We start from the raw sequence: 12988 nt of genomic DNA, 5'->3' as shown, positions 1-12988 counted from the left end.
ACCTTTTTTTAATTTAATTTTTAAATAGAAAATAATGTTTTTTTATATAACTTGTCATTGATCATAAGAGACTCTACGACCCCGATATCCTCTGGAATATCTACAGCTTTAACAACATAATTTGTCTTGATCATCTTTAACTTATATCCATTTTCAAGCACTCTCAACATATCAACTGATTCAATAATCTCTAACTCTGTTGGGGTCATTTCATTATATTTAATTAGAAAGTCACGCTTGAATGGGATGACAGGAATTTGTTTATACTGAGGGACTTCTCCTGAAAACTTCTTTTTAGAAGGAATGGGTTCTCGAGAAAGGTAAAGTGCATTCCCTTCCTTATCCATAACCACCTTCACTTCATTGGGACTGTTAAACTCGTTATCAGTTTTAATCTCACCTGTTAAATTTGTGATCAGAACTGAACTATCAGATAACATTGGAGAGAGCGCTTCATCAATCATATCAGGGTGCGTTAGTGGCTCATCACCTTGAACCATAACTAAAATATCAACTCTTTTCCCAGTAGATTCTTCAATTTTCAACATAGCCTCAGCGCAGCGATCACTACATCTTTCATGACAATCGGATGTCATGACTGCTTTTCCATCGATAGATTCTACATAATCAAAAATTTCTGCATCACATGTCGCGACATAAACGTCTGAAAGAGATTCAGCTAGGCTAACCCTTTTAAAAACATGTTCTATCATTGGAATATCTAGAATTTTTGCCATTGGCTTACCAGGAAAACGGGTCGCTGCCATTCGTGCAGGAATTACAGCTACAATGTTAAGTTGTTTTTTACTCATAACGTTTCTCTATTATAAAAGTTTTTTATTTAACTAATGACTCTCTTATCGAGGCCATCCCACTCTTAGAACAATCGCCTAAAAAGAAAAAATCTGTACTGTATGCAAGGAAGGACGCCCCTTCAAGTATTCTCTTCTTCATATGCTCGGGCTCTGACTGAATGACATGAAATCCATATGGCTTATTTGCTTCTTTACAGGCTTTTTTAACCTTGTCAATTGCTTCCTTAACATCATCCCTCTCGAACTGTCCAGGAAAACCAAGACTTCCAGACAAGTCATATGGACCGATTATTGTCCCATCAATCCCATCTACTGCTAAAATATTTTCAATATCTTTAACTCCATCAACATGTTCAATTTGGGCTATTATAATAGCTTCATTTAAAACCCATTCCTTGTACTCATTAAAACGCTCACCATATCCTTGTGCCCTTGACAAACCAACACCTCGAGTTCCATATGGCGGATACCTTACAAAACCAACTGCCTGTTGCGCATCTGCTTCTGAATTAACCATGGGAATTATTACTCCATCCGCCCCCATATCCATGACTCGTTTAATGACAACTTCTTCATTTTTGCTTACTCGGACTAGAGCTTTCATATTTGAAGACTGAATAGTAATAATAAGTTTCTTAGTTGCCTCCAAATCAATACTAGTATGCTCAATATCAATACACAGCCATTCAAAACCTGCTTGAGCCATAATTTCAACAATATTGGTTTCGTTCATTGTTAGCCAAGAACCAATTGTAAGCTCATTATTTATTAATTTGTTTTTAAGCACCCTTTTTCTCCAAAAGTGTATCTATATTTAAGTAAAATTGTATCGTATAAAGAAAAATTAAAACATTACAAAATAAATAAACATATCCCAATAGAACCATACCATTATCAGCAAACAGAAAATAGACAAGTGTTATAAAAACACTGCCGTATACGATATCCAATAATATAAGTCGGAATAAAAATTTCTTAGCAAACATCAAATTTACAATAAGATATGCAAGAATTCTAAAAATATCACCAATCAACATCAACACAACTAAAGGTGCAATTACTAGAAACTCTTTTGACAACAAGAGCTCAATAAAGAACTCTTTAAACAACCAAAATACAAAAGCCCCAAACAGGGCAAATGGTAAAAAAAACACTACGGATTTTAAGAATAAACTTTTAATTTTTGAAACTGACTTCAGCTCAGCAAACCTCGGTAAATAATAAATACTGGCAGGCAACAAAAAAAGCATTGTAAAATAAGTTGATATTTTCATCAAAGCTTCCCAATAACCTGCAACATCCAAATTTGCTGAGTTTACGACAATATTTCGAACACCAATTTGAGTCAAGCTTAAAACAACCCCTGAAATAAATGAAACCATACCAAACTGTAATAGCTTTTTTACAGTATCTTTTTCAAAAACTTGTTTAAATCTCCCAAAATAAAAAAAGCGAACCCCATATCTTGAATAAAAAATTAGAGAAACAAATATAAACACAACAAATTGACAAATAATTATCGAATATAATGCGCCATCCAAACCAAAGTCGATAGACATCCAAACCGTAATAACAGTTGTCAAAACACTAATTACAATATTGGTAATAATAAAAACTTTTAAATCCTGCAACCCATTTAAAATCGATAATATGAACATATAAATGACTTGAAAAACCATCGTTAAGGCTAACATGGCGATTAAACTTGTATATTCTTGTGAGAACAATATTAGTTCACTAAAAAATTCTGCATTTAAACTAATAAAAACAATAACTAGTCCAGATAATATTAAACTTAAATAAAATCCATTGCCCCATATCTTACGGCGTTTTTCATGATCGTCACTGTATTCAGCAGTATACTTAACCAACCCAGTATGAATTGAACCTGAAGCAACATTAATGACTAATGATATAAAGTTCTGAAGTTGGCCGACAACAGCCAAACCTGCAGGACCAAGGTAAACAGCAAAAACTTTATTGATCAGAATTCCAGATAAAAGCTTTACTACAGTCTGAAATGTTGTCAGAACAAAGATGGTATTAATATTCATTAATGAGTTTAGATATTATTTCAATGGATGTTTGTCCCAGAGTAGGGTAAATAGGCAAGCTTAATACTTCTTTATGCAACATTTCAGTAGTTGGCAATTCAAGTTTAAAAAATTTACTGTAGGCTTTTTGATGATGGGGAGGTATTGGATAATGAATAAGCGTCTGAACGCCTGCATTTTGCAAATATTGCTGTAACTCATCACGCTTAGAAGTACGTATAACAAACAAATGAAATACATGACTATCTTCTTCGTCATTAATAATCGGTAACTGTATTTTTGGGTTACTAATTCCATCCAAATATGCTTTAGCAACAGATCTTCTCTTCTCAGTTTCGATATCCAGATATTTCAACTTTACAGTAAGCATGGCAGCTTGTATTTCATCTAAGCGGCTATTTACACCTTGATAAATATTTTCATACTTTTTATTACTACCGTAATTACCAAGTGCTCGAATAATATGGGCCAACTCGTCATCATTAGTAGTTACGGCCCCCGCATCACCTAACGAACCAAGATTTTTTCCAGGATAAAAACTAAAACCTGATGCATCACCCCAACTACCAGCCTTTTGTCCATTAATACTAGCCCCGTGCGCCTGAGCAGAATCCTCAAGCACCAATAGGTCAAATTTTTCAGCAATAGCATTAATTTCTAACATAGGAGCCAATTGGCCGTATAAATGCACTGCAAGAATTACTTTAGTCTTAGACGTAATCGCTTTTTCGACTAAAGCACCTGATAAGTTGTAGGTTCTCTCATCTGGTTCAATCAAAACAGGAGTTAAGCCATTTTCAGTAATAGCTAAAATACTTGCTATATAGGTATTTGCAGGAACAATAACCTCATCACCTTCTTGCAACCTACCCAATTCCTTCCATGCACGTAAAGTTAAGATTAAGGCATCTAACCCATTAGCTACACCAATACAATGCTTAGTACCACAATAGTCAGCAAATTCGCGCTCAAAAGTTTCAACATAATTACCTTGAATATACCAACCCGAATCAATCACATCTACTGCAACTTGAGCCAACTCTTCTCTATATTGAGCGTTAATGCCTTTTAAATCTAAAAATGGAATCAATTTTAATACCTACTGTATTTTATTTAAAACATTATCTACCATGCGAAAATGATTATTACAATTTGGACATATAAAATTCTGAAGCTTAGAACCACAGTCACAAACATAACCATACTGTTTGGCTGGATTACCATACACCAAAGCGTATGGAGGTACATTTTTAGTAACCACGCTACCGGCACCAACCATGGCGTAAGCACCAATAACAAGCCCACCGATAATAGTTGCGTTAGCTCCAACTGAGGCATGATGCTCAAGAGTTGTTTTCAAAAATTCCGTTGGCTGATGCTTTGATCTTGGAGTGAAATCGTTAGTAAAAGTGACATTGGGACCAATAAAGACATTGTTACCAATACGTAAACCATCCCAAATTTGGACACCTGATTTTACTGTAACATTATCACCTAGAACCACATCATTTTCAATTAGGGTTAATGCATTAATATTACAATTAGCGCCTATTATAGCGCCTTTTAATACCACACTAAACTGCCAAATAGTCGTATTTTCTCCAATCCTATCGGTTTGTACATCAGCAAGCGTGTGAATTTTAAAATTTGCCATTGACGATACTCAGGAACTCTTGGTAATTGGTAATATAATCTGATGATTCATAAAAATTATCTGCCAAGACAAGGAGCACACAATCGCTTGAAAAGTCATGCATCGTCCCCCATATTAAAGCATCTTGAAATACTCCCTTGTTGGGTGCATCTAAATCATAGGTAATTTCCTGCCGGCCATCATTCAAAGTGACTTTACACTTTCCATTTACGGCAATTAAATATTGCTTGGTTTTATAATGTGAATGGTTTCCTCGTGGCGTATCTTGTTGTGTTCCATAAATGTAAAATACTCGCTTTATTTCAAATGGAACTTGACGATTCGATTCGATAGCCACTAGCTTCCCTCGGTGATCTCCTAAAACCTGATGCTCATAGGCAATCATAACTCGCCACCGACCATATCGGCTAAGTATTGCCCATAACCATTCTTAGATAGGACTTTAGCGGCTACTAGCACATCATCACTGCTTAACCAACCATTACGCCATGCAATTTCTTCAAGGCAGGCGACCTTATAACCTTGACGTTTCTCGATAGTTTCAACAAACATAGCAGCTTCTAATAGACTCTCATGAGTACCCGTGTCAAGCCAAGCAAAACCTCGACCAAGCAATTCTACATTTAAATCACCACGCTCCATGTACATTTGGTTGATAGAGGTAATTTCTAATTCTCCTCGAATAGAGGGTTGAACTTGTTTAGCCATCTCAATCACGTCATTATCAAAAAAATACAAGCCAGTTACAGCATAATTTGATTTTGGTTTTTTAGGCTTTTCTTCAATACTAATGGCCTTTTTATCTTTATCAAACTCCACAACACCAAAACGTTCAGGATCTTTGACTTGATAACCAAAGACAGTAGCCCCTACTTGCCGTCCTACTGCTCTCTTGAGAACAGGACTAAAACCCTGCCCCCAGAAAATATTATCACCTAGAACCAAACATACACTTTCATTACCGATAAATTCTTCACCAAGAATAAATGCTTCTGCCAAACCATTAGGTGCAGGCTGAACTGCGTAGCTGATATTAACACCAAAATCTCTACCATCGCCAAGCATACGAATAAAGCCAGCTTGATCTTCTGACGTGGTAATTATCAAAACATCCTGAATGCCTGCAAGCATCAACACACTTAACGGATAGTAAACCATTGGTTTATCATAAATTGGTAACAACTGTTTAGATACGCCCCGTGTAATGGGATAAAGCCGTGTACCGGAGCCTCCGGCTAAGATAATGCCTTTCATCATTAATTTCCTAGTCTTTCTCTTTGATAACTGCCATCCTGCACATGTTTACACCATGCTAGGTTATCCAAATACCACTGTACAGTTTTTCGAATACCACTTTCAAATGTTTCTTGTGGGGTCCAGCCAAGCTCTCTTTGTATTTTACTAGCATCAATAGCATAACGCATATCATGACCAGGCCTATCACTTACGAATGTAATCAGTGAATTGTATGTAGTGAGCTGCCCGCCATCTTTAGTTCGTAAACCTAGATCAAATGGAGGAATTAATTCATCAAGTATATTACAAATAACTTTGACTACTTCGATGTTTTGTTTCTCATTATGTCCACCTATATTATAGGTTTGCCCAGTTTTTCCCTTAGTTGCAACCAACACTAAAGCTCTGGCATGATCTTCAACATAAAGCCAATCACGAATTTGATCACCCTTTCCATAAACAGGAAGAGGCTTCCCTTCGATTGCATTTAAAATCACTAGTGGAATTAATTTTTCTGGAAAATGATATGGACCGTAATTATTAGAGCAATTCGTAACAAGAGTGGGCACTCCATAAGTTCTGTGCCAAGCCCTTACTAAATGATCTGAGCTCGCTTTACTGGCGCTATACGGAGAGCTTGGCGCATACGCTGTTTTTTCAGTAAACAGAGGTAAGACCTGATCATATATTTGTTTATTTCTAATCTCATTAGGATGAGGTAAATCACCATACACTTCATCAGTTGAAATATGGTGAAAGCGAAACTTTCTTTTTTTATCACAATCTAACTCTGACCAGTAAGCTCTTGCTTGTTCCAGTAAAGTATATGTGCCCACAATATTCGTTTGAATAAAATCACCAGGCCCATCAATTGATCGATCAACATGCGATTCTGCAGCCAAATGCATAATAATATCTGGCTTATATTGATTAAAAACACGTCGAAGTTCTAAAGCATCACAAATATCGAGTCTTTCAAAATAGTAACGATTACTTAACTCAATAGAAGTAAGTGACTCTTTATTTCCTGCATAAGTTAATTTATCAACGTTCACTACAGTGAAATCGGTCTCATTAATGAGGTATCGGATGACTGCTGAACCAATAAATCCAGCACCTCCTGTGACCAGTATGGTATTACCATTATTCAAAAGCATATTCCTTTCAACATATAAACCAAGTCAAAGTACCATTTTCTATATTAACTCGACTTATTGGCAAAGACATGTTCTCTTTGGATTTGCATGATTCTACGACCCATGACTTATCTTTACCTCGTGAAACAACAACACCGTGCTTGAACTTATTAATCAAGGGTAATGTCATTGAAATTCTATTTGAGCCCAATTTTTCGACGTACTCATGTTTAATCAATTTGTATTTTTCAGCTAAAACATTACCTTCTGGAAAGATGGAAGCGAAATGCCCATCAGATCCAATACCAATTAATGCGATATCAAAAACCGGGATTTCATTATTTTTTGATATATTCCTACGAATCAGCTCTTCATACTCTAAGGCAGCTTGAGAATACTCCCCACTTGTATACATAGGATAATACTTTGGTTTTTTCCTAAGACGATCGATCAAGTGACGTTTAGCCACACCAAAATTGCTCTCGGGTGAATCTTGACTTACACAACGTTCGTCCAGCCAATAAATATCAACTTTTGACCAATCAAGTTTATTTTCGTTTTCAACAAATTGGTCAAAAATGCCTAACGGCGTCCGACCACCACTCAAGACAAACCTGCACAGCCCATTTTCTTGAATTGCACGATTTATCTCTTCAATTAAACATGTGGAAACAGTTTTGAAGAATATTTCTTCATTAATCTCATTAAACTGTACATTCATAACGACACTTAACCTTACTACTACTCAACATTCGCCGAATAATATTTAGTAAAATATTCACGAATCATACTGTTATTTATTTGGTTCATCTCAAAAAACTTAAGCTCTACTTCCCCTTGTGAAACAGGAACTATTAAGCCATAAAAACCTTGTTTATTTTTCTTATCCTTCTCAAGAGCCCTAATAAATTCGTTAAAATTAAAATCTACAAAGTCGGAATCTATAAGATTTAAAGTTAAAGTAGAATGTAATCGATCAAATAAATGATGTTCAATTAGCCCTTGCTTTAAGGCAAAATAATTTGCCACATCTAAACCTATTGTTACGGCTATACCATGAGGAATACCAAAATGTGTAGCAGCTTCTAAAGCGTGACCGAAAGAGTGACCATAATTCATTTTCAATCTCAAGCCGTTATCGAGCGCATCCACCTCAAGAATGTTATTTTTTAACTTTAGAGATTCGAAAATCAGGGACTCAAGAACTCTTGAATCATTTTGATAACAATTCATTTGTTCAATTAAACGTTCTAATGATTCCTGGCCAGAAAGCATAAAGACCTTTAATATCTCACCAATTCCTGAACGAATATCATCATCAGTTAAGGTTTCTAGAAACTGGCTCTGAATATATATTCTTTTTGGGGTATAAAAATTTCCAAGAATATTTTTCCAAGATTTAAAATTAATTGAGCTTTTTCCACCTATACAACTATCTGCTTGCGATAGCAGCGTTGTTGGGTACAACACCCAATCAATACCTCTCATGTAAATACTTGCAGCAAACGTTACCAAATCCTGAACAACCCCTCCACCAATGGCAACAATAAAAGCATCACGAGTAACTCCTGCCAAAACCATTTCTTCACAAATATCTAATGCAGTTTGAGGTGTTTTAATATCTTCAGACACCTTTATTTTAATTATTTTTTTATCTTGTATATTGAGAATTTCTCCATACAAACCAAACACCTTATCGTCAATAATTACAGCTGCACACCTATCAATATCAGTTCTAATCTCATCCCAATTTGAACTAAAGAATAAATCATAAGTTGCGGAATCTGAAAAAATCTTTAGCTCATTCACAGACAAACCCTCCATCTACGGTTATATTTTGACCAGTCATATATGTGTTTTTATCACTTGCTAAAAACAATACATAATTTGCTATTTCCTGCGGTTTACCGAGTCGATTCAAAGGTATTCTTTGCTTCATCTCAGCAATACCTTCTTCACCCAAAACTCTTTCAGTTAGCTCTGTCTCAATAAAACCTGGTGAAACAGCATTCACCAAAACCTTGCTGGAAGCCAAATCCAGAGCCATCGTCTTTGTTACACCAATCAATCCTGATTTACTTGCTGTATAGGCACTTCGTTTTTCTTTTGATACCACTCCAAAGATAGAAGCTATATTTACGATACGACCATACTGCTTCTTCTCCATTTTTTTAGAGACGATACCACTAATTATTATTGGCGACTGTAGGTTCACCTTCAATATTTCTTGAATTTTATCAACAGGAAATTCTGATAAGTGATGAATCGAGTTAATTCCAGCATTATTTACACAAACATCAAAACCATCATATTCATCAACAAGTTTTCGAAAACTGTCTTCCCATCCTGTTGTGGCTAAATCCATAGAATGATATTGAATTTCAATTGATTTTTTTTGGAAACTTGTTATCCAATCAGGTATTGATTTTGACTGCCCAGTAACGACAATTTGATTACATCCTGACTCAATAAAAAGTAACGCAATTTGTTTACCTATTCCACGACTTCCACCAGTTACCAGAACTTTTTGATCTCTAAAACTTATTAACATCAGATCTCACTCAATAGCATTAATCAAATTCGTGATTGCTGCCATTCCCATAGCGACGACGGCTTCCTTGGCGTTGCCACCAATATGTGGCATGCACATTAGGTTAGGAATTTCTAACAACGCTTTATCTTCTGCAGGCTCAACTTCATATACGTCCAATGCTGCTCCGGCTATTTTATTATCCAATAGAGCTCGCTTTAGAGCATTCTCATCAACAATCCCACCTCTAGCCGCGTTAATAATTATTGCATTACTCTTCATCATCGCTAATGTTTCGGTATTTACCATGTGTTTTGTTTGTTCATCAAGCGGTGTATGAATAGAAATAACATCACACTTTTGAAATATTTCTTCTTTCGAAACAGCCTTGGCACCTACAGAAGCATAATAGGCATCTTGTTCAATAATATCGTTAACCAAAAGTTCACAATTAAATGGCTTCAGAACTTCAATCAAATCTTTTCCAATATGACCCACACCGATAATGCCAAAGGTGGTATTCGTTAACTGTCTACCTCCTTGAACAAGCCACTCCCCTTTTTTAAGAAGATTTGAAGTAACATACAGGTTTCTTAGCAAGGATAGTGATGCGCCTAAAACCTCTTCAGAAACTGATCTTTTATTCACTCCTTTCGGATACACAACTTTTACACCATGTTTCGCACAGGCCTTGAAATCGATATTATCCAAACCCACACCATACTTAGATATCACCTTCAATTGTGGGCATTGAGACAAAACATCATCGGTAATTTTATCCAAACCGATAATCGCATAATCACAGTGTTGCAAAAAAGGGATTAACTCTTCTGGCGTAAAACGAACCTGTTTTTCGTTAATTACTACATCACCATCAAAACTTTCCCTTAGATACTCAATTCTCTCTTGATCTCTGGAAAACGCCACCGCCGTTACACCAACCACCTTACTTGTCATTGTAAAACCCCGAACACTCATAAATATCTTCAACCAACTTCAAGGCATTAAATGCATCAGAGCTTGTACCGTTTTCAATTTCACCTCTACCTTGAATTGCATTAAGAAACTCTTGCACCTCATACTCCCAAGAGCGATCATATTCAAACCATGTAGTAGTTTCTTTAGGCTTACCCATCGCATGGGTTACATCCTCAAACTCCCTTCTACCAACCACGAGCGTTTCTGGCGCATAACTCCTAGTTCCTGATAGGATCCCATCCAGGTTTATATAGCCTTCTTCGAAACACATTTCTAATAAAAATTTATGTTTCCACTGAGTAGCGGAAGAATGTAGCATTGCTGTAACACGGTCTTTATTTTGCATAATTGCAAAAGCATTATCTTCAGCCTCTACATCCCAAAAAGCGGTCGTGACAAAACTATTAATTTTTTCAAAAGTTCCACCCGAAAAATACATCATTAAATCAAGCATATGAATACCTTGATCAATCAATATCCCCCCGCCCGATAAGTTTCTAAAATTTCGCCAATTTTGATGGTAGTCGATACTGCCAGCCTTCCCGTAGACACCACGCAGCCACAATAAACGCCCCATATCCCCCGAGTCTATTAACTTTTTAGCTTCCATCACAGAATAATGGTAACGATGATTAAAACCATACTTTAATATCAACCCTGATGCACTTTCCGCTTCAATAACTGCGAGAAGCTCTGCAGTACTTCTCGCAGGAGGCTTCTCACAAAACACATGAACACCCCGTCCCAATGCTTTTACTGTAAAATCAGAAAGCACATCATTGTAAGCACAAATAAATACAGCATCTAATTTTTGATCCAACAACTCATCATAACTGTTACAAACAACAACCCCTCCCTGTAATTCAGGAGGATCAATGTCATATATCGCTACAACCTCTGCGAAATCAACGTTATTAACATGAATTTCTCTAACCTTACCAAGCTTTCCATACCCTGCAATACCGACTCTAAGCATTAGAACCTCGATTAATGTAATATGAGTAAATAATATGATCTAGGATCATATGTACATCTTCAACCAACCCATACTCGCCCTTAGGGGCATCTACATGAAATTTAATATCGGCAACTTCTTTAAGATAACCACCTTCAAACCCCGTTATACCAACGACCTTACACCCAATTTCTTTTGCATAACCAACAGCTTTGACGATATTGGGCGAATCACCACTACATGAAATAGCTATTACGAGATCGTCTTTAGAAACTAACCCGTTCATTTGCATATAAAATACATTTTCATAACCAATATCATTAGCAATTGCTGTAACTACTGGAGAATTATCACCCAAACTAGTTACATCGAAGTTCATAATTTCTCTTCGACGCAAGCCGGCACCTAAGTCGTTAACCATATGAGAGGCCGTTGCAGAACTACCTCCATTACCAAGAATATATACTCTAGACTTTTTCTTGACAGTTAATTCTAGCGACTCAATAATATCTTGAATAATACTCGCATCCACACTATCTAACAACAACTTCAGTTTCTCTATATAAAGAGGGGTAAATTCTTTTGCATTCACTATGTAATCACTCCACAATTAAAGACCTTGCCGAACCTTAACCAGCCCACACCAGAACCAATATTAAATTAACAACTTATTAAAACTTTGTGTAAAAACCTACTCTACTAGGCAACCTCTTCACTTCAAAATAACACATCCATTTTCTCTACCCCAGACTAGCCTCTGACAGCCACTAACCGACATACTTTTATGATAAAAGCAAGCAGCATGAAATCAATATGACTGTTTTACAGGCGCTATTTTTAAACATTACCTTTGGCTGTCACCCATATTTTACAATCAAGATTAGTTAACATTAACGATACTTTCACTACTAAACTTGAAGGCAATCTACCCTAGCCTCCGCTCTTCAGATAATACCGAGAAAATAATTTACCCACTCTCAACAAAAAGAAATACGAAGCTACCATCACAATCGGGTTTATCTACAAAACATAACAAAGTGACCACAGGGTAAATTCAGCAACAACTGCAATTAAGGCTTTAACATCAAACCTTTACTCCAAAATCTTTTTTTCTACCTTTAACCTTATCATTCAAAAGCTTTTAACTTCTGCAATTCAGAAGATAATTCATCATATTCTTGACGTTTGCGACAAATAAACTGTTCAGTAAGCTGGATACGCTCTTTTAAACCTTTAGGGGTCAACACATATCGGTAACCTAATTTATTTGAATTTTGAGCAAAACGCTCAGCTTTAACCAACCCTTTTTCCATTAAACACTTCAATACGTAGTTCGTTTTACCCAAACTAAAGCCAAGTTTCTGAGCCAAAGTACGTTGATTTGGTTCGAAATCTAAATATCGCAGGACTTGTAATTGGTTTTCTGGAGTCATTTTTTTAAACTGGACTTTGTTCAAATTTTGAAATTAAAGATTTTATCTGATGCCACTAGTAATTAAAAGTGATTTTCCGGAAATTTTCATATTAATTTCTCTCTCCTCCACAACATATGCCACCCTTATAGCGCTCAAGATAATATTGGCAACCCAAAAACACTCGCAATGTGCTATCCTTAATCAAAACCTTACCT

15 protein-coding genes are annotated in these 12988 nt (G+C 36.1%); all 15 read right to left on the bottom strand.

The annotated features are described in order from the left end of the window. Positions 1-20: 20 nt before the first annotated feature. On the bottom strand, positions 21-812 hold the full coding sequence (locus tag CYQ88_RS00830; RefSeq protein WP_101839408.1) for a 3-deoxy-manno-octulosonate cytidylyltransferase: 792 nt from the start codon (positions 810-812) through the stop codon (positions 21-23). A 25-nt stretch (positions 813-837) separates the two neighbouring features. Continuing rightward, entirely contained in the window at positions 838-1602 is a 765-nt protein-coding gene (locus CYQ88_RS00825) for an HpcH/HpaI aldolase/citrate lyase family protein (RefSeq protein WP_199170134.1), read from the bottom strand. Beyond that, the gene (locus CYQ88_RS00820) at positions 1595-2869 is read right to left on the bottom strand and encodes an O-antigen translocase (RefSeq protein WP_101839407.1); all 1275 of its coding nucleotides are present in this window, start codon (positions 2867-2869) and stop codon (positions 1595-1597) included. The genes CYQ88_RS00825 and CYQ88_RS00820 overlap by 8 nt, the downstream gene beginning before the upstream one ends. Further along, entirely contained in the window at positions 2859-3959 is a 1101-nt protein-coding gene (locus CYQ88_RS00815) for a DegT/DnrJ/EryC1/StrS aminotransferase family protein (protein ID WP_101839406.1), read from the bottom strand. Before CYQ88_RS00815 ends, CYQ88_RS00820 begins: the two co-directional genes overlap by 11 nt. A gap of 9 nt (positions 3960-3968) precedes the next feature. Further along, a complete protein-coding gene (locus CYQ88_RS00810; protein ID WP_101839404.1) occupies positions 3969-4523 on the bottom strand; it encodes an acyltransferase in 555 nt (184 codons plus the stop codon). Beyond that, entirely contained in the window at positions 4510-4908 is a 399-nt protein-coding gene (locus tag CYQ88_RS00805; RefSeq protein WP_101839403.1) for an FdtA/QdtA family cupin domain-containing protein, read from the bottom strand. Before CYQ88_RS00805 ends, CYQ88_RS00810 begins: the two co-directional genes overlap by 14 nt. Then, positions 4905-5777, bottom strand: a complete 873-nt coding sequence (gene rfbA / locus CYQ88_RS00800) for a glucose-1-phosphate thymidylyltransferase RfbA (protein WP_101839401.1) — start codon at positions 5775-5777, stop codon at positions 4905-4907. Before rfbA ends, CYQ88_RS00805 begins: the two co-directional genes overlap by 4 nt. Positions 5778-5779: 2 nt before the next feature. Then, positions 5780-6916, bottom strand: a complete 1137-nt coding sequence (gene rfbB / locus CYQ88_RS00795; RefSeq protein ID WP_101839400.1) for a dTDP-glucose 4,6-dehydratase — start codon at positions 6914-6916, stop codon at positions 5780-5782. 7 nt (positions 6917-6923) lie between these two features. Beyond that, on the bottom strand, positions 6924-7616 hold the full coding sequence (gene pgl, locus CYQ88_RS00790; RefSeq protein ID WP_101839398.1) for a 6-phosphogluconolactonase: 693 nt from the start codon (positions 7614-7616) through the stop codon (positions 6924-6926). A gap of 20 nt (positions 7617-7636) precedes the next feature. Continuing rightward, complete coding sequence (locus CYQ88_RS00785) at positions 7637-8704, bottom strand: 3-dehydroquinate synthase (RefSeq protein ID WP_158235985.1); 1068 nt, start codon at positions 8702-8704, stop codon at positions 7637-7639. Continuing rightward, positions 8697-9446, bottom strand: a complete 750-nt coding sequence (locus CYQ88_RS00780) for an SDR family NAD(P)-dependent oxidoreductase (protein WP_101839396.1) — start codon at positions 9444-9446, stop codon at positions 8697-8699. The genes CYQ88_RS00785 and CYQ88_RS00780 overlap by 8 nt, the downstream gene beginning before the upstream one ends. 6 nt (positions 9447-9452) lie before the next feature. After that, positions 9453-10382, bottom strand: coding sequence for a phosphoglycerate dehydrogenase (locus CYQ88_RS00775; protein WP_101839395.1), 930 nt, complete (start codon positions 10380-10382; stop codon positions 9453-9455). After that, on the bottom strand, positions 10372-11379 hold the full coding sequence (locus CYQ88_RS00770; protein WP_101839394.1) for a Gfo/Idh/MocA family protein: 1008 nt from the start codon (positions 11377-11379) through the stop codon (positions 10372-10374). Before CYQ88_RS00770 ends, CYQ88_RS00775 begins: the two co-directional genes overlap by 11 nt. Next, complete coding sequence (locus CYQ88_RS00765) at positions 11372-11950, bottom strand: SIS domain-containing protein (RefSeq protein WP_199170133.1); 579 nt, start codon at positions 11948-11950, stop codon at positions 11372-11374. The genes CYQ88_RS00770 and CYQ88_RS00765 overlap by 8 nt, the downstream gene beginning before the upstream one ends. Positions 11951-12485: 535 nt before the next feature. Next, positions 12486-12791, bottom strand: a complete 306-nt coding sequence (locus CYQ88_RS00760) for a MarR family EPS-associated transcriptional regulator (RefSeq protein ID WP_101839393.1) — start codon at positions 12789-12791, stop codon at positions 12486-12488. Positions 12792-12988: the final 197 nt, after the last annotated feature.

It is taken from the genome of Hydrogenovibrio sp. SC-1 (assembly GCF_002848135.1).
Lineage (GTDB): Bacteria > Pseudomonadota > Gammaproteobacteria > Thiomicrospirales > Thiomicrospiraceae > Hydrogenovibrio.
The sequence above is the reverse complement of the archived record's forward strand: the minus strand, read 5'-3'. Positions and strand labels throughout refer to the sequence as shown.